The organism is Rhizobium sp. YTUHZ045, assembly GCF_051124255.1.
In the GTDB taxonomy this organism is placed as follows: domain Bacteria; phylum Pseudomonadota; class Alphaproteobacteria; order Rhizobiales; family Rhizobiaceae; genus Rhizobium.
Genome location: NZ_CP101432.1, coordinates 4,102,602 through 4,120,425, shown reverse-complemented (window position 1 = coordinate 4,120,425; position 17,824 = coordinate 4,102,602). Strand labels below are relative to the sequence as shown.

Sequence of the window (17,824 nt, the reverse complement as noted above, 5' to 3'; positions counted from 1 at the left end):
TGTCACGAATTAATTCATTGTGGACGATGAAATCGGCTGCTTTTCACCTATTCTTAACCACGAGGGTCAATAGACAATAGAATATGCAGTCCGGTCGGCGTTTTGCGAGCATGTATGTTCGGGAAGCTTGGCGGCGCGCCTTGCGCCGCGTCGCGTTGCTGCGCCTGAAGCTCATTCGCCATTCGATCAAACCACCCGAGCGCCTGATCGTCGCCCCGACCGATCTTCGCGGCATCGATTCGCATGTGGCCGACGAAATTCTCAACGGACGTTTCCTTCTGGCCGGGCGCATGCTGGAAACGAACGGCAAATCGCCCTTCACCTTTACCCTGCCCTCGCGGCCCTTTGCGACCCGCTTGCACAGCTTCGGCTGGCTGCGGCACATGCGGGCGCACAAGACGGAACGCAGCGCGGCGGCTGCCCGCGCCATCGTCGACAGCTGGCTTTCCATCCATGCCGGCCGTATGGAAGGAATTGCCTGGGAGACCGACGTCACCGCCCAACGCGTCATCGCCTGGCTGTCGCATTCGCCTGTTGTGCTGCAGAACGCCGATCGTGGCTTTTATCGCCGGTTCATGAAGTCGCTGGCTTTCCAGGTCAGGTTCCTGCATCGCATGGCACCCTATACGCTCGGAGGCCTGGAGCTGTTCCGGCTGCGCATCGCGCTCGCCATGGCCTCCGTCGCCATGCCGGCTCGCGCATCCACGCTTCGGAGAGCGGCGCAGGCGCTCGACCGTCAGTTCGATAGCCAGATTCTGCCGGATGGCGGCCACATCTCGCGCAACCCGCGCATCGGCCTGGAACTGCTGCTCGACCTGCTGCCGCTGCGGCAGACTTACGTCAATCTCGGCCATGATCTGCCGCAGAAGCTGATCTCAGGCATCGACCGTATGTATCCGGCTTTGCGGTTCTTTCGGCATCAGGATGGGGATCTGGCGCTTTTCAACGGCGCAACCTCGACGCTCGCCAATGAGCTGATGTCGGTGCTCAGATATGACGAGACCGCCGGCCAGCCGTTCAAGGCTTTGCCGCAGTCGCGCTATCAGCGGCTTTCCGGTGGCAAGACCGTCATCATCGCCGATACCGGCACGCCGCCCTCGGGCGGCGCATTGCGCACCGCGCATGCCGGCAGCCTCTCCTTCGAAATGTCGTCCGGCCGTCATCGCTTCATCGTCAATTCCGGCTCGCCGAAATTTGCCGGGCACCGCTATGTGCAGATGGCGCGCACGACCGCGGCCCATTCGACCGTCATCCTCAACGACACCTCATCCAGCCGTTTTTCACACTCGCCTTTCCTCGATCACGCGATCACCGAGCCGGTGAAAACCGTGACGGTCGAACGTCTGGAAACGGAGGATGGGCGCGACAGCATCAAGCTCAGCCATGACGGTTATCTCAGGATATTCGGCGTGCTGCATGAGCGCGAGCTGACGCTCAATGCCGCAGGTTCGATAGTGACAGGCCACGACCGGCTCATACGGCGTGAAGGATATGAAAGTGACGAGGCCCTGAAGGCCGTCGCCCGTTTTCATGTTCATCCGTCCATCGTTCTGCACCAGAGCGATAGAGAATCCGTGCTGCTGACGGCGCCGGATGGCGAGAGCTGGCTATTTACCGCGCCCGGCAACGAAGTGCTGATTTCCGAGGACATCTTCTTCGCCGACAGTTCCGGCATCTGCGGCTCTGACCAGATCGAGATCGATTTCGATCTGGCCGAGAAGACGGAGATCCGCTGGTTCCTATCCCGTAAAGCTTAGTCTAGACGGGCCGGCCGGCTGGCCAAAATTCAAATCCTGGATTAAATCGAAAGGCAGAGCATCAGCGCTGTTTGCGTGGCGGCAAAGCTGTGCTAACGCGGCGCCCAACAAGAAACGTCCCTAAGGCAGCTCGTCCGAAAGCCGCGCATACTTTTCGGCCTCATGCTCTAGCGGATATCTCCCGAAGCCCGAACGGAGAAGGTTCATGGCCGTCATTTCCAAGAAGATCCCCGCCCCGGACAAGGTCGAAATCAAGACCGCGCTCCTCTCCGTCTTTGACAAGACCGGCATCGTCGAGCTCGCCCGGGCATTGTCCGAAAGAGGCGTGCGTCTGCTGTCGACCGGCGGCACCTACAAGGCTATCGCCGCCGCCGGTCTGGCGGTCACCGACGTCTCCGAGGTCACCGGCTTTCCCGAGATCATGGATGGGCGCGTGAAGACGCTGCATCCGACCGTGCATGGCGGCCTGCTGGCGATTCGCGACGATAGCGAGCATCAGGAAGCGATGAAGAAGCACGGCATCGAGGGCATCGATCTTGCCGTCATCAACCTCTATCCTTTCGAAGAGGTACGCGCGTCCGGCGGTGATTATCCGACGACCGTCGAAAATATTGACATCGGCGGTCCGGCGATGATCCGTGCATCGGCCAAGAACCATGCCTATGTAACCATCCTCACCGATCCCGACGATTATGCCGAGTTCAAGGAGCAGCTTTCGGCGGATGACGGCAAGACCGCCTATGCCTTCCGCCAGCGCATGGCCGCCAAGGCCTATGCCCGTACCTCGGCCTATGATGCTGCGATTTCCAACTGGTTCGCCGAAGCGCTGGCGATCGACACGCCGCGCCACCGCGTCATCGGCGGCGCGCTGAAGGAAGAGATGCGGTACGGCGAAAATCCGCACCAGAAGGCTGCCTTCTACGTCACGGGCGAGAAGCGGCCGGGTGTTTCGACGGCTGTCCTTCTACAGGGCAAGCAGCTCTCCTATAACAATATCAACGACACCGATGCCGCCTATGAACTCGTCGCCGAGTTCCTCCCGGAAAAAGCGCCCGCCTGCGCGATCATCAAACATGCCAATCCCTGTGGCGTCGCCACCGGTGCGAGCCTGGTCGAAGCCTATCAGCGGGCGCTCGCCTGCGATTCCGTTTCCGCCTTCGGCGGCATTATCGCGCTCAACCGGATATTGGACGCCGAAACGGCCGAGGAAATCGTCAAGCTCTTCACGGAGGTCATCATCGCCCCTGACGTAACGGAGGAGGCGAAGGCGATCGTCGCCCGCAAGCCGAACCTGCGGCTGCTATCCGCCGGCGGCCTGCCCGACCCGCGCGCCCCGGGCCTGACAGCGAAGACCGTTTCCGGCGGCCTGCTCGTCCAGAGCCGCGACAACGGCATGGTCGAGGATCTGGAGCTCAAGGTCGTCACCAAGCGCGCGCCGACGGCGCAGGAGCTTGATGATATGAAGTTTGCCTTCAAGGTCGGCAAGCATGTCAAATCGAACGCCGTCGTCTATGCCAAGGACGGCCAGACTGCCGGAATCGGCGCCGGCCAGATGAGCCGGGTGGATTCCGCCCGCATCGCGGCGCTGAAGGCCGAAGAGGCCGCCAAGGCGCTCGGTCTCTCGGCGCCGATGACGCACGGCTCGGCGGTTGCTTCCGAAGCCTTCCTGCCATTTGCCGATGGTCTTCTGTCGATGATCGCCGCAGGGGCGACAGCCGTTATCCAGCCGGGCGGTTCGATGCGAGACCAGGAGGTCATCGACGCCGCCAACGAACACGGCGTGGCGATGGTCTTCGCCGGCATGCGCCATTTCCGGCACTGAGGCGCGCCGGAAAATTGTCAGGCGCGATCGGCCGGATAGGGCGTGCGGATCAGCAGCACCAGCCCGCCGGCGAGAAACAGGATCAGCGTTGCCATTCCGAGCCGCGCCGATCCGCTCAGGTAGGTCACCAGCGAGAAGAGCAGCGTCGCCATGAAGCTCGTGGCGCGTCCCGAAAGCGCGTAGATGCCGAAGTAGCGTCCGGCTTCCTCAAGGCTGACGCTGCGGGCGAGATACGAGCGCGACGAGGCCTGCACCGGCCCGAAGGCGAGCCCGATCAGCAGGCCGTAAAGGATATAGGCCTTTTCCGCGGCGGTGCCGAAGAGGCTGCCGGAATCGGCCGTCGGCAGCGGCATCAGGCCGAACAGGGTGTAACCGGGCCCGGTCGAGATGATGCCGATGGTGGCGAGAAGCAGCATGGTGAGGCTGATGACGACGGTTATCTTGGAGCCGACGCCCTTGTCGATCCGTCCGGCGATCAGGCAGCCGAAGATCGCAACGACGTTGAGGATGATGCCGTAGAGGCCGATCTCGATCGTCGCCCAGCCGAACATGCCGGCGGCGAAAACGCCGCCGAGGATCAACAGGCCGTTGACGCCGTCCTGGTAGATCATGCGGGCGATGAGGAATTTCAGGATGCCGCGGCGATCCCCGAGTTCACCGAGCGTGTTTCTCAGTTCCCGCAGGCCGGCGCGGATGGCGGTGCCGAAGGGCAGGCCTCTGCCGACATCGGGTGTGAACAAGAACATCGGCAGGATGAAAATCAGGTACCAGAGGGCCGAGATCGGCCCGGTGATGCGCGCGTCCTCGCCGGTCCTGGGGTCGAGGCCGAAAAGTGGATCGAGGCCGAGAAGGGTCTTGCCGCTTTCCGGGTCGGCCGCCAATAGCGTGACGACGGCAATCAGCACGATCATCCCGCCGAGATAGCCAAGCCCCCAGGCGGTATTGGAGAGCTTGCCCACCTCGTGCTTGGCGACCAGCCGCGGCATCATCGAATCATTGAAGACAATGGAAAACTCGGCCGAAATCGAGGCGAGGATCATGAAGATCACGGGGTAGAGGACAGGCGAACCCGGGGCTGCAAACCAAAGGCAGAAGAGGCTGACGATCTTTATGATGGCGAAGAACCCGATCCACGGTTTGCGCGCGCCGGACTGGTCGGCGATCGAGCCGAGAACGGGCGACAGCACGGCGATGATCACCGAGGAGATCGTCGCCATGTTGCTCCACGTCGTCTGGGCCGACACCGGATCATCGGTCAGGCGCGAAACGAAATAGGGCCCGAAAATGAAGGTGGTGACCACGGTGAAGAAAGGCTGCGCCGCCCAGTCGAAGAACATCCACCCCCAGATGCCCTTCTCCGTGGCTTTCGGCGGCTGCGTTCCTGTCCAGTCTATGCGATTCAACATCCGCTCCTTTTTCGCGGACTGTCTCACCTCGCCCGGTCGCGCGCAAGATCGGTCAGGATGCCTGCCGCCACGGTAATGCGCGCAAGATTGGGATCGCCGCTGTCACTGAGGCTCGAAAGCTCTTCAACGATGCGGTTGATGCGGATGCGATCCTGCGCATGCCAGGCCTGGACGGGCAGCTTCTCCTTGCTGTGATCGGAAAGCGCCGAGATGACAATGTCGCGCCGGGCGCTGGCGATCTGATCGATGCTGCGGGCAAGCGCCAGATTTTCGTAATGATCGGAGGTGAGAATCCGGCCGCCGGCCGCCAGCAACCGCGCGATCCGGAAAGTCTTTGACACGGCAAAATAATTTTCGGCCGCGCGCAGCAGCGGCTCGCCGGTACGCTCAGCGATCTGCATGATCTCCGGCACAAGCGCGAAGCTCTGGAGATTGGCGATTTCGGCCGCCAGCTTTTCGGGCACGCCGGCTTCGGCGTATTCCGCCAGGCGTGCGGCAGCATCGCTGGCCGCCTGTTCGGCGAAAGCAGGCCTCAACTTCTTCAGGGCCGCCTGCAGCCGGCTAATGACCTCGGCCATATCGGCTTTGGTCATTGCGGTTTTCAACAGCAGGCGCGTGAGCACGATAAAGCTGTGGCTGATTTCCTCGTAAATGCGGTTCTGCACCCCGCCCGATATCTTGCCGTCGAGCGCATCCGTCTCGGCCCAGAGCCGGTTGAGGTCGAAACCGTCGCGGGCGACGATTGCGGCACGCACCACCTCCGGCGCCGAAGCCGCCGTCGCATCCATCATTGCGACGACGAAGCTCGGCCCGCCGCGGTTGATCGCTTCATTGGCCAGCACGGTCGCGATGATTTCGCGCCTTAGGCGATGGCTTGATATGTCGCCGGCGTTCGACTTCTGCATCTTGACGGGGAAGTAATTCATCAGGGTCGCGGCAAAATAGGGGTCGTCGGGCAGGTCGCTCGCGGCGAGCGCATCGAAGAGCACGATCTTGGCGTAGGACAGCAGCACGCCGATTTCCGGCCGCGTCAGCGGCTTGCCGGCCGTGTAACGTTCGGCCAGCGTCTGGTCATCCGGCAAGGTCTCGACCTTGCGGTTCAGCTGGCCGGTGGTCTCGAGCACGCTCATGAAGCGGGCGAGTTCGAGGCCGTTTGCCGTGCCCTTGCGTTCGACGAGCGAGATCGCCAACGACTGGAGGTAATTATTGCGCAGGACCAGCGCCGCCACCTCACCGGTCATCGACGAAAGAAGCTGGTCGCGTTTTGGCCGCGTCAGCCGCCCGTCATGCATAGCGGCAGCCAGCGCGATCTTGATATTGACCTCGACGTCGGAGGTGTTGACGCCGGCCGAGTTGTCGATGGCGTCGGAGTTGCAGCGCCCGCCGCTAAGGCAGTAAGCGATGCGGCCCTTCTGGGTGACGCCGAGATTGGCGCCCTCGCCGATCACCTTGGCGCGCACCTCAGTCGCGGTGACGCGGATCGGATCGTTGGCGCGATCGCCGACTTCGGTGTCGGTTTCGGAGGGAGCCTTCACATAAGTGCCGATGCCGCCGAACCACAGCAGGTCGACCGGACTCTTCAGGATCGCCGTCATGATCTCGAATGGGGTCGCCACCGCTTTGTCGATGCCAATCGCGGCAACCGCTTCCGGCGTCAGCGTCACAGATTTCGCCGAACGTGAAATGATCATCGCGCCTTTCGAAAGAACGCTCTTATCGAAGTCCTGCCAGCTCGAGCGCGGCAGGTTGAAGAGCCGTTGGCGCTCGGCCAGTGTTTTTTCCATGTCGGGATCGGGATCGATGATGATGTCGCGGTGATCGAAAGCGGCAATGAGCCTGATCTTGGGAGAGAGCAGCATGCCGTTGCCGAAGACGTCGCCCGACATGTCGCCGACGCCGGCGACGGTGAAGGGCGTGGTCTGAATGTCGATGTCCATCTCGCGAAAATGGCGCTTTACGGTTTCCCATGCGCCGCGGGCGGTGATGCCCATCTTCTTGTGATCGTAACCGGCCGAGCCGCCGGAGGCAAAGGCGTCGTCCAGCCAGAAGCCAGCCTCCTGCGCCAAGGCATTGGCGGTGTCAGAGAAGGTCGCCGTGCCTTTGTCGGCGGCGACGACGAAATAGGGATCGTCACCATCGAGCCTCATCGTATCGGCCGGCGGAACGACCTCGGCGCCGGAGATATTGTCGGTGATCGAAAGCAGCGTGCGGATATAGGTCTTGTACGCCTCGCGGCCGGCATTGAAAATTTCGTCGCGGCTGCCGCCCACCGGCAGCTTCTTCGGGTAAAAGCCGCCTTTGGCGCCGACCGGCACGATGACGGCGTTCTTCACCTGCTGCGCTTTGACGAGGCCGAGCACCTCGGTGCGGTAATCCTCGGCACGATCAGACCAGCGCAGGCCGCCGCGCGCCACCTTGCCGAAGCGCAGGTGGACGCCTTCGACTTCGACGCCGTAGACGAACATCTCGCGGAAGGGTCTCGGTTGCGGCAGCCCGTCGACCAGGTGCGGATCGAGCTTGAAGGCCAGCATGGCTTTCGGCGACCCATCGGGGTTCTTCTGGAAATAGTTGGTGCGCAGCGTCGCGTCGACGATGTTGACGTAGCGGCGCAGAATGCGATCGTCGTCCAGGTTCGGCACGTCGGCAAGATCGGCCTCGATGGCCTGGTGCAGGTCGGCGATCTTCTTGAGGCGGGCCTTTTCGGAAAGCCTGGGATCGAGCGTGTCGTGGAACAGGCGGAAGATGGCGGCGGCTACACCAGGATATTTATCGAGCGTCGTTGCGATGTAATCCTGCGAATAGGCGATCCCGGCCTGGCGGAGGTATCGGGCATAGGCGCGCAATACATTGGTTTCGCGGGCCGAGAGCCCGGCCGAAAGGATCAGCCGGTTGAAACTGTCATTGTCGATCGTGCCGGCAAAGGCGGCGACGAAGGCTTCCTCGAGCGCAGCGCCATACCGATGGAGATCGATGTCGCTGCCGTTGCGGGTCTCGAGCTCCATATCGTGCAGCACGACGAGTTGGGTTGCGCCATCGCCGACCTGTACCCCAATGTCGAAGGTGCGTTCGCTGACGACATTGAAGCCGAGGTTCTCGAGGAGCGGCACGCGGCGTGACAAGGCCAGTTGGCCGCCGGCGTGGAAGATCTTCAGCGAGAGGATGCGGCCCTGTTCTTCCTGGCGGTGATAAAACTGGATTCGCAGCGGCTCGCCGGCGGCGCAGGCGCCGATATCGGCAAGGTCGGCGACGGTTTCTTCAGGGGTAAAGGAATCCTGGAAAGCTTGATCGACCGATAGTTTCGGCGACTTTGGTCCGGCAAGCGCTTCGAAACGGTCGTCCCAGCGGGCAGTGATTTCGCGGATCTTCTGCTCGAGCCTTGCCTGCGGTATGCGCGGCGTCTTGCCGCCGGAACGGCCGATGATGAAATGCACGCGGGCGACGCCGCCTTCGGGAAAAGCCGGATAATAGGCGGAGACACGGCCGTCATAGACGGTCTTCAGATAGGTGCCGATGCGCTCGCGCACGATCGAATCATATTCCTCACGCGGCACATAGACGATGACCGAGACGAAGCGGTCGAAATGGTCGATGCGCGGCAGGACGCGCACGCGCGGCCGGTCGGCGAGATCGTTGATCTGCTCGGCAAAGCTCGCAAGCAGCGTCGTGTCGATCTGGAATAGGTCGTCGCGCGGATAGGATTCCAGCGTGTTGTCGAGCATGCGGCCGGAATGGCTCATCGGGTCGAAGCCGAAATGCTCCTTCACCTTTTCGATCTTCGACCGCAGCAGCGGGATTTCGGAGGCGAGCGAGGTATAGGCCGTCGAGGTGAAGAGGCCGACGATGCGGAGTTCCCCGGTGACGTTGCCCTCGGCATCGAAACGTTTGACGCCGACATAATCCATATAGGCGCGGCGATGAACGATCGATTTCACATTCGCCTTGGTGACGATCAGGAAGTCGGGGCCGTCGAGGAAGGCGAGGATCTCTGGCGTGGTGGTCACAGCGTCCTTGCCGGTACGCAGTACGAGAACGTCCGGGTTGGAGAGGATGCCGAGGCCGGCGCCCTTGTCGCGCTCGACCTTGGCGTCGGCGCCCTTGCCGGAATAAATATACTCACGCATGCCGAGGAAAGTGAAATTCTCGTCGCGCAGCCAGGTCAGGAAGGCCACCGCCTCGGCATGTTCGGCCTTCCTGCGGCCGGCACCATTGGCCGACAGCTCGGCGATTACGCCATCGAGCTTGGCAAGCATCGGCTTCCAGTCCGAAACCGACAGACGGACCTGTTCGAGCACGGTCTGGACGCGTTTGACGAGGTCGGCAGCCTGGGTGGAATTCAAGGGGGCGATATGAAGCTGGATATGACTGACGCGTGCCGCGGGATCGCTCGGGTGGTCGGCGGAATAGAGCGTGGGGGCTCTGCCCTTTTCCATGACGAGGATTGGATGCACGGCCATGAACAGATCGCGGTAGGTGCTCGTCACTTCACCCATGACCGACTCATAAAGGAAAGGCATGTTTCGGTCGGTCACCGACAGCACCGAGACGGCGGTGCCGCCGGGTGTCACCTCTGCAAGTGTGTCGATGCTGACGCGGGGCGCCTTGCCGTTCCAGGCGGCAAGTTCCTTTGCCGAATGCACGGCAGAGCGCGCCAGCATGTCGGGCGTATAGAGTTCCAGATCGTCATTGCTCGCCCGGCCAAAGAGAATTTCCGGATCGAGATGCGCCTCGCTCATCGCCTTGGCGATCTTGCGCGCCGTTTCGATCTGCTTCTCCCGTTTCGGATTGTTTCTGGCAGCCATGGAACGCCTCCCCGCAATGGACTGATTTCTCGCAAGCTAGCAGAAGATTTCTCGAAAAAATCTTTAAAATAGACGCGTCAGGCACTGTTTTGATGCTTTTTTGCCGACGAAAATGGGAAATTGTCAGAGATTTTTGTGCTTTTGAGGCCGAAACACGTTGGTAAAGCCCCTCTTCCTGCTTTGCTTTCGCGGCACATTTCCATGCTCACGTGAAGAATGGTTGACAGCTCGCCGTCAAAAAGATCATCAAACGCCATCATCATTCGGACCTCGGTTTCATGTCGGAAAATACAGCGGGCGCAGTCATCGTTATTTCCAGCCATGTCGTGCGTGGCTCGGTTGGCAATCGGGCGGCGGTGTTTGCGCTGGAGACGCTCGGCCATCCGGTCTGGGCGCTGCCGACCGTCGTTCTGCCCTGGCATCCCGGCCATGGCCGTTCGACGCGGCTGACGTTTGCCGAAGCGGATTTCGACGCAGCGATCGACGATCTGATTTGCGCGCCCTGGATCGGTGAAGTCAGGGCTGTGCTTTCGGGCTATTTCGGCAATGCCGCCCAGGCACGCTCGGTCGCCCGGCTGATCGCTGCGCTCCGGCAAAACAATCCCGAACTGCTTTACGTCTGCGATCCGGTCATGGGCGATCTCGGCGGCCTCTACGTGCCGGAAGCGACGGCCGAGGCCATTCGTGATCATCTCATTCCGCTCGCCTCGGTCGCCACGCCGAACCGGTATGAGCTCGCCTGGCTGTCGGGAGCAGCGCTCGACGACAACGGCGCAATCATGGAGGCGGCGCTGGCGCTCGGGCCGTCACGCATGCTCGTCACCTCGGCAGTGCCAATGATGGCGGGCGGTACCGGCAATCTCTACCTTTCCGGCCGTCACGCGCTCCTTGCCGAGCACCGCGTCGTCGAAAACCCGCCGAATGGTCTCGGCGACCTGCTCGCCGCCGTTTTCCTGTCGCGCCTGCTGTCCGGCCTCGAGGATGAAAAGGCGTTGCAGCTTGCCACCGCCAGCGTGTTCGAAGTGCTTGCGCGGGCGGTCAAGCGCGGCAGCAACGAGTTGATGCTGGCCAGCGATGCGTCCAGCCTGTCGACGCCGATGGCGATGGTGCAGATGCGCCGGCTCGTGCACCCGGCGCAACGGCGGAAAAAATGATGCATTTTCCAATATGCTCATTTTGCGATGCAGCAGTTGATCTTGTCTTCCGCGCGCGCTAATCCAGACGCATGCAGCGTTTTCCAAACACCCTTCTGAACGGTTATCGCAACTTTATGAACGGGCGTTATGCCGACGCCCGTGACAGGTATCGGCAACTTGCCGAAAACGGCCAGAGTCCGAGCACGCTTGTCATTGCCTGTTCGGACTCGCGTGCGGCTCCCGAGCTGATCTTCGATGCCGGCCCGGGCGAGCTTTTCGTCATCCGCAACGTTGCCAACATGGTGCCCCCCTACGAGCCGGACGGTCATTTCCATTCGACGTCGGCCGCTCTTGAATTTGCCGTGCAGGCGCTGAAGGTTTCGGATATCGTCGTGATGGGCCATGGCCGCTGCGGCGGCATTCGGGCGGCACTCGATCCGAATGCCGAGCCATTGTCACCCGGGGATTTCATTGGCCGGTGGATGTCGCTGGTCAAACCCGCTGCCGAACAGATCCAGAGCAATGACGTGATGACGGAGGCCGAGCGGCAGACGGCGCTGGAGCGCGTCTCCATCCGCAATTCGATCAACAATCTCAGAACCTTTCCGGAAATCAAGGCGCTCGAGGACGCAGGAAAAATGCACCTTCATGGCGCCTGGTTCGATATCTCGACCGGCGAACTCTGGGTCATGGACGCCGAAACACGCGACTTCATTCGTCCCGAAATCTAGGAGCGTACGGGTTTATCAGTTTTTTAAGGATTGCTGTTAAGCTTCTAATCAGCTGCACATGACCGACATTTGATCACGTGGCGATTGGCGATGAAGTTCGAAACCATCAAAAAGGTTATCCTGGCCGCCATCCTGCTGCCCTTCGTCTTCATGCTCATTGAAGGCGTCTTCGTCCTCCGGACTTCCATCCTGCAATACAGGGATCTCGAGAAAGACCGGCAGTTCGCCGACGTACTTGCGCGTGGCGGGTCGATCGCGGCGACTGAAATCCTCAGTGAAATCGATGCCACTCGCCGCTATCTCGCGCATCCCAGCAGCGGGACTGCTGGCGACATGCAGCAAAGCCGGCTGACGCTGGATCGCGAACGCCGCGCTTTCTATGCCAGCTTGCCGCCTCACGATGCGCTCGATCAAGGGCTTGCAGGTGAATTGTCGGCCCTCAGCCTTGCCTATAGCCGCATCGTCGCCGCGCGAAGCGCCGTCGACCAGGGCCGTTACTCCGGCAGCAATCCCGGTTCCATCTACTGGTATGCGGCTCTCAAGCAGCTTGCGGTCGTCGACGCCCTTTCACCGCTGATTAGCGACCCGGTGCTGCTTGAAAAATCCAACCAGCTGATGGGCATCCTGCTGACCTACTACGGCGAAAGATTGATTACCGGAATCGGCACTCGTTACCTCGATCAAGATGTTTCTGCCAGATTTCCGGTCGAACTGTTCATTCAAGGAAAGACCATGCTCGGTGCCGGCATGGATCACATGGTTTTCCATTCCACCGCGCCGATCGTGCGCGACATCGTTGCTTATCTCGGTCGCGGCGATCAGGTGAAGGCGAATGCGATCACCGACGCCATTCTCGCCGGGTCGCGGCCGTCGCGCGCAATGGGCGACGCCTGGGCGGCCGTACAGCGCGAACGCATGGCTTTCCTTCAGCAAAAGATGGTCGAGGCTGCGAGCGATATTCACGAGACCGGCGAACAGTTTTCCACGCTCTCGCACATACACTTGACGCAGATTCTGGCGCTGTGCGCAGGCCTGCTGATCCTCGCCACGCTGGTGATGGTGCTGGCGGCAAGAGGGCTTCGGCTGATCGACAAGCTTACTCGGGACCGGGAGACTCTGGTTGGCGAGCTGCGAAACGCAGCTCAAACCGATCTTCTGACGGGGCTCTATAACAGGCGCGGCTTCGAGGTCGCCGCCTCGGCGCTCCTTACGCAGGCCGAGCACGGCTCGCACTGGATTTCCGTCGTCCTCTTCGACCTTGATCATTTCAAGAAAATCAATGATGTCCATGGCCATGACGCCGGCGACGCCGTGCTTCGGCACGTCGCCGGCGTTGCGCGCCAGAATTTTCGTTCCTTCGATCTCCTGGTGCGCCATGGGGGCGAAGAGTTCCTGGCGCTTTTGCCGGATTCGACGCCCGACGAGGCCGCAATCGTCGCCGAGCGCGTGCGACGGGCGATAGAAGCGGCGGAAATTCCTCTTGCGAGTGGCGATCTCCTCAAGGTCACGGCGAGCTTCGGATGCGCCGGCCGGGCGAACGCCGCCGCCAACCGGAACTTCGAGGATCTGGTCAAACGCGCCGATCTGGCGCTTTACGCCGCCAAGGCCTCCGGCCGCAATTGCGTCGTGTCGGGCCCGGTGGTGCCGACTGCACCGCAGGAGGAGCGACGCAAGCAAGACGGGATCGGGCGGCGGTTTTGATTCCCACATATGAAAAACGCCGCATTCGCAGCGGCGTTTCCAGAAGCTTTTCCGGGTTAGACCGGTAAAGATCCAGGTATCATTGTCAATGAAGGCTTATCTGCCGCCATCGATCTGCTGGCCGATATAGGCGATCGCCTGCTGATAGACGCTGGCGGCGTTCCAGCCCTGGATGGCAGCGAAATTCGGCTCTCCCGGCTGATAGCCGGCGCCGGCACGCCAGCCGTGGCCCTTGAGGAAATTTGCGGTCGAGGCCAGCGCATCGGCGCGAGAACCAACCATGTCGACCCGGCCGTCGCCATCGCCGTCGGCGCCGAAGCGCACGACGTTGCGCGGCAGAAACTGCGTCTGGCCGATTTCACCATGGGCTGCACCCTTGGCCTGCGGGCTCAGATAACCCTCGGAGACCAGCTGGAGCGCAGCATAGAGCTGGTCGGTGAAATAGTCCGAACGACGGCAGTCATAAGCAAGGGTCGACACCGCCGATAGCGTATGCTGGTTGCCCATATAGCTGCCAAAACCGGTCTCCATGCCCCAGATTGCGATCAGCGGACCGGCGGGAACGCCGAAGCGGCGTTCGATCGAGGCAAAAAGGGCCTGGTTGGCCGCTTTCATCGAACGGCCGCGGGAAATGACGGCGGCACCGCCGCGCTTCTGCATGAAGGCGTCGAAGGAGAGTTTGAAGCTTTTCTGGCCGCGATCGGCGGCGATCGTCGGCTTGTTGTAGTTGACGTTAGCGAAGGCACGGCTGAGCACCGATTGGCTGACGCCATTAGCCGCTGCCGTCTGCTTGAAATCGGCGACCCAGGCGTCGAAGCCGGCGCTGGTATTGCCACATTGAAGTCCTTGCGCGAACGCCGGTACCGCGTTGAGGACGCCCATTGCCGCAGCGGCCGCCAGAAACAACTTTGTCATGCGCATTGAGAAACCCCGCTCTCGATCTGCATAGTTTTTAAGCGGGCAAGAGAATGCCAGCCACTCGCGATTTTGTCACGATCGTTTAGCGAGCGCTTATACAGTCGTATTTGCCCCGGAAAAAGCCCCGCTCAACGAGCAGGGCTTTAACATTTTATGGTTTACAAATGGTATCAGGCTGCCTGCTTGCGCGGCTTGACCAGGCCGCGATTGACGAGCAGCTCGGCGATCTGGATGGCGTTCAGCGCCGCGCCCTTGCGCAGGTTGTCGGAGACCACCCACATATTGAGGCCGTTTTCAACCGTCGCGTCCTCGCGGATGCGTGAGATATAGGTTGCATCTTCGCCGGCGGATTCATAAGGCGTGATGTAGCCGCCGTTCTCGCGCTTGTCGATGACGAGGCAGCCTGGGGCATCGCGCAGGATATCGCGGGCCTGGTCGGCGGTGATCTCGTTCTCGAATTCGATGTTGACCGATTCCGAATGGCCGATGAAGACGGGCACACGCACTGCCGTGCAGGTCACCTTGATCTTCGGATCGAGCATCTTCTTCGTCTCGGCCAGCACCTTCCATTCTTCCTTGGTGTAGCCGTCTTCCATGAAGCTATCGATGTGGGGAATGACGTTGAAGGCGATGCGCTTGGTGAACTTTTTGTTCTCGATCGGATCGGCAACGAAGACGGCACGCGTCTGATTGAAGAGCTCGTCCATGCCGTCCTTGCCGGCGCCGGAGACCGACTGATAAGTGGAGACGACGACGCGCTTGATCTTGGCGAAGTCGTGCAGCGGCTTCAGCGCCACCACCAGCTGCGCGGTCGAGCAGTTCGGATTGGCAATGATGTTGCGCTTGGTGAACTGCGTGACGGCGTCCGGGTTCACTTCCGGCACGATCAGCGGCACGTCGGCGTCATAGCGCCAGGCCGAGGAATTGTCGATGACCACGCAACCCTGCTGGCCGATCTTGGGAGAGAACTTTTTGGAGACCTCGCCGCCGGCCGACATCAGGCAGATGTCGGTATCGGAGAAATCGTAATTCTCCAGATTGGAAACCTTCAGCGTCCGGTCGCCGTAGGATACTTCGGTGCCCTGCGAACGAGCCGAGGCGAGCGCCACGACCTCATCGGCGGGGAAGCCGCGTTCGGAGAGGATGTTGAGCATCTCCCGGCCGACATTTCCGGTCGCTCCCGCAACTGCTACTTTGAAACCCATTTCTCAAGCTCTCTTTCTCTTCTCTCCTCTGTCCGGTGAGGGGAAAGGCGCGAATAATCGCGTCTTCCTGTCCCCAGCCGAGCCGGGGAGAGAGCGGCAGGCCAGAGACGTCAGACGGTTTTCGTCGTCGTTTTGGCCTTGGTTTTGGAAGAAACCGGAACGGCAATATCCACCCCGGCAACCCGTGCCCGGTCATTGCATGCGGCAATGGCGTGTTCGTCGCGAACCATGGAGATTCCTTTTCCGCTGTTGCTCTTAGAAGGTTTTCCACAGGAGTCAAGGTTTTTGCGCTCGGAGGCGGAAGGCGAAAGCGGCGGCCGTCATGGTGCGACGTTTTGTCATGCCGCTGTCATCCTCGGGAGGTATCCCGGCCCGGTTGTCAATGTCTGCAACGAAAACGGGGGTTTTCCATGCGTACGCTTCTTGCCGCCTTTACGGCCACCACCATCCTTGCGGGCGCCGCCCAGGCGACGACGGTCTATCCGCTCGATCGCGCCACGATTCTTGCCGGTTCGCCGTTCGATTTCAAGGTCGAGATCAACAAGCAGGTCAAGCCGGAAGATGTGAAGATCACGGTCAACGGTCAGGATTACAAGACGGTTCTCGGGGGCGAAGCGCAGTTCATCGAGCTGGAAAAGGGCAAGGAAGACAAGGCCCTCGGTTCCGCTCTTCTGCTCCGCGGCCTGAAGATCTCCGCACCCGGCGCCTACAAGATCGAGGTCTCCGCCGGCGATGAGACGAAGTCGGTCACCTGGGACGTTTATGAAACAGCCGCTCAGCCGAAGGCCAAGAACATCATCTTCCTACTCGGCGACGGCCTTTCCGTTGCGCATCGCACCGCCGCCCGCATCATGTCCAAGGGCATGACCGAGGGCAAAGCGAACGGCCGCCTGAACATGGACGATCTCGATCATATGGCCTTCATCGGTACGTCAGCGACGAATGCCGTCGCCACGGATTCGGCCAACACCATGTCGGCCTTCATGACGGGGCACAAGACGGCCGTCAACGCGCTCGGCGTCTATGCGGATCGGACGCCGGCTCCGCTCGACGACCCGCGCGTCGAAACCTTTGGCGAGGCTGTTCGCCGCACGACGAAGAAGTCGATCGGCATTGTCGCGACCTCCGAAATCGAGGATGCGACGCCAGCTGCGGTCGTTTCCCATACCCGCAGCCGCAGCGAAAAGGCCGACATCGTCGGCATGCTGCTCGAAGTGAAGCCGGAAGTCATCCTTGGCGGCGGCTCGGCCTATTTCCTCGGCAAGGAAGTCGCCGGTTCCAAGCGCAAGGACAATCAGGATTACATCAAGCTGTTCCAGGACGCCGGCTACAAGCTCGCAACCGACAAGAACGAGCTCGCCGCCAATGCATCGGCTGACGGCAAGCTGCTCGGCCTCTTCCATACCGGCAATATGGACGTGACGCTCGATCGCGAGTTCCTGAAGAAGGGCACCGTCGACAAGTTCCCGAACCAGCCGGGTCTCGTCGAGATGACCAAGGTTGCGCTCGACCGCCTCTCGAAGAATGCTGACGGCTTCTTCCTGATGGTCGAAGGCTCCTCGATCGACAAGATGTCCCATCCGCTGGATTGGGATCGTGCGGTTATCGACACTATCGAATTCGACAAGGCGATCGGCGTTGCCCGCGAATTCCAGAAGGCCCATCCGGACACTCTGATCGTCGTCACCGGCGACCACACGCATGGCGTATCGATCATCGGCACAGTCGACGACGAGAAGCCCGGCACGGAGATGCGCGAAAAGGTCGGCACCTACGCCGAAGCCGGCTTCCCGAACTACAAGGATGAAAATGGCGACGGTTATCCCGACCAGGTCGACGTCAGCCGCCGCCTGTTCCTCAGTGCCAACAACGGCCCCGATCATTATGAGACCTTCCGTCCGAAGCTCGATGGTCCTTTCGTTCCGGCCGTCCAGAACGAGAAGAAGGAATATGTCGCCAACGAACAGTATAAGGATGTTCCCGGCGCCGTCTTCGTACAGGGCAATCTTCCGAAGAGCAGCGAGAGCGGCGTTCACGCCGTCGACGATGTCGTGCTGCAGTCGGCCGGTCCTGGTGCCGAAGGCTTCCATGGTTACATGGAACAGAGCGACGTCTACCGCGTGCTCGCCGACACCTTCGCTCTCGGCGCCAAGCAGACGAATTGATCGAAAGCCGATCTTGCAGGGCCGCTTGCCGGCCTTGCCTCTTTTGTCGATCATGGTCCCGGCCGATTACAGCGCCGCGCGTCTTTCAGACGCGCAAAAAGGACGCTGTAACACTTTGAAGCTGGCATCGTGCTTTCCGAAAATCGTTTCGACTTTCGGGCCGATGCCAGGGGCCGGGATCTAC

The 17,824-nt window shown here is 61.1% G+C and carries 10 protein-coding genes and 2 pseudogenes; 6 read left to right on the top strand and 6 right to left on the bottom strand.

Annotation, left to right across the window (positions count from 1 at the left end):
- The first annotated feature begins 83 nt into the window (after positions 1–83).
- Positions 84–1,757, top strand: coding sequence for a heparinase II/III family protein (locus NMA58_RS20185; RefSeq protein WP_430959718.1), 1,674 nt, complete (start codon positions 84–86; stop codon positions 1,755–1,757).
- A 205-nt stretch (positions 1,758–1,962) separates the two neighbouring features.
- Positions 1,963–3,579, top strand: a complete 1,617-nt coding sequence (gene purH, locus NMA58_RS20180) for a bifunctional phosphoribosylaminoimidazolecarboxamide formyltransferase/IMP cyclohydrolase (protein ID WP_434711708.1) — start codon at positions 1,963–1,965, stop codon at positions 3,577–3,579.
- A 17-nt stretch (positions 3,580–3,596) separates the two neighbouring features.
- Here purH and NMA58_RS20175 read toward each other — a convergent pair whose 3' ends face one another.
- The 3 genes from NMA58_RS20175 to NMA58_RS20165 form a co-directional block, all read right to left on the bottom strand.
- The gene (locus tag NMA58_RS20175) at positions 3,597–4,985 is read right to left on the bottom strand and encodes an MFS transporter (RefSeq protein WP_434711707.1); all 1,389 of its coding nucleotides are present in this window, start codon (positions 4,983–4,985) and stop codon (positions 3,597–3,599) included.
- Between the two features lie 23 nt (positions 4,986–5,008).
- A complete protein-coding gene (locus NMA58_RS20170) occupies positions 5,009–9,784 on the bottom strand; it encodes an NAD-glutamate dehydrogenase (RefSeq protein ID WP_434711706.1) in 4,776 nt (1,591 codons plus the stop codon).
- Positions 9,785–9,861: 77 nt separating this feature from the next.
- Entirely contained in the window at positions 9,862–10,047 is a 186-nt protein-coding gene (locus NMA58_RS20165; RefSeq protein ID WP_430959722.1) for a hypothetical protein, read from the bottom strand.
- Between the two features lie 15 nt (positions 10,048–10,062).
- Here NMA58_RS20165 and pdxY point away from each other — a divergent pair, with 15 nt between their 5' ends.
- The 3 genes and pseudogenes from pdxY to NMA58_RS20150 all read left to right on the top strand — a co-directional run bounded on the left by pdxY (position 10,063) and on the right by NMA58_RS20150 (position 13,365).
- Positions 10,063–10,938: a pyridoxal kinase PdxY gene (gene pdxY / locus NMA58_RS20160; RefSeq protein WP_434711705.1), complete on the top strand. Its 876-nt coding sequence runs from the start codon at positions 10,063–10,065 to the stop codon at positions 10,936–10,938.
- A gap of 71 nt (positions 10,939–11,009) precedes the next feature.
- A complete protein-coding gene (locus NMA58_RS20155) occupies positions 11,010–11,651 on the top strand; it encodes a carbonic anhydrase (protein WP_430959724.1) in 642 nt (213 codons plus the stop codon).
- 90 nt (positions 11,652–11,741) lie between these two features.
- Positions 11,742–13,365, top strand: a pseudogene (locus NMA58_RS20150) (GGDEF domain-containing protein).
- Positions 13,366–13,448: 83 nt separating this feature from the next.
- Here NMA58_RS20150 and NMA58_RS20145 read toward each other — a convergent pair.
- The 3 genes and pseudogenes from NMA58_RS20145 to NMA58_RS20135 form a co-directional block, all read right to left on the bottom strand.
- Positions 13,449–14,273, bottom strand: coding sequence for a lytic murein transglycosylase (locus tag NMA58_RS20145; protein WP_430959725.1), 825 nt, complete (start codon positions 14,271–14,273; stop codon positions 13,449–13,451).
- 167 nt (positions 14,274–14,440) lie between these two features.
- The gene (locus NMA58_RS20140) at positions 14,441–15,475 is read right to left on the bottom strand and encodes an aspartate-semialdehyde dehydrogenase (protein ID WP_020922622.1); all 1,035 of its coding nucleotides are present in this window, start codon (positions 15,473–15,475) and stop codon (positions 14,441–14,443) included.
- A gap of 110 nt (positions 15,476–15,585) precedes the next feature.
- Positions 15,586–15,795 (bottom strand): annotated as a pseudogene (locus NMA58_RS20135) (hypothetical protein); the annotation flags it as partial.
- Between the two features lie 90 nt (positions 15,796–15,885).
- On the opposite strand from NMA58_RS20135, the gene NMA58_RS20130 reads away from it, so the two are divergent.
- Complete coding sequence (locus NMA58_RS20130; protein ID WP_434711704.1) at positions 15,886–17,640, top strand: alkaline phosphatase; 1,755 nt, start codon at positions 15,886–15,888, stop codon at positions 17,638–17,640.
- Positions 17,641–17,824 lie beyond the last annotated feature (184 nt).

Bases quoted from the DNA above. Each gene is read 5' to 3' on its own strand.
- NMA58_RS20185 (WP_430959718.1), top strand. From the start codon at position 84: ATGCAGTCCGGTCGGCGTTTTGCGAGCATGTATGTTCGGGAAGCTTGG.
- purH (WP_434711708.1), top strand. From the start codon at position 1,963: ATGGCCGTCATTTCCAAGAAGATCCCCGCCCCGGACAAGGTCGAAATC.
- NMA58_RS20175 (WP_434711707.1), bottom strand. From the start codon at position 4,985: ATGTTGAATCGCATAGACTGGACAGGAACGCAGCCGCCGAAAGCCACG.
- NMA58_RS20170 (WP_434711706.1), bottom strand. From the start codon at position 9,784: ATGGCTGCCAGAAACAATCCGAAACGGGAGAAGCAGATCGAAACGGCG.
- NMA58_RS20165 (WP_430959722.1), bottom strand. From the start codon at position 10,047: ATGATGATGGCGTTTGATGATCTTTTTGACGGCGAGCTGTCAACCATT.
- pdxY (WP_434711705.1), top strand. From the start codon at position 10,063: ATGTCGGAAAATACAGCGGGCGCAGTCATCGTTATTTCCAGCCATGTC.
- NMA58_RS20155 (WP_430959724.1), top strand. From the start codon at position 11,010: ATGCAGCGTTTTCCAAACACCCTTCTGAACGGTTATCGCAACTTTATG.
- NMA58_RS20145 (WP_430959725.1), bottom strand. From the start codon at position 14,273: ATGCGCATGACAAAGTTGTTTCTGGCGGCCGCTGCGGCAATGGGCGTC.
- NMA58_RS20140 (WP_020922622.1), bottom strand. From the start codon at position 15,475: ATGGGTTTCAAAGTAGCAGTTGCGGGAGCGACCGGAAATGTCGGCCGG.
- NMA58_RS20130 (WP_434711704.1), top strand. From the start codon at position 15,886: ATGCGTACGCTTCTTGCCGCCTTTACGGCCACCACCATCCTTGCGGGC.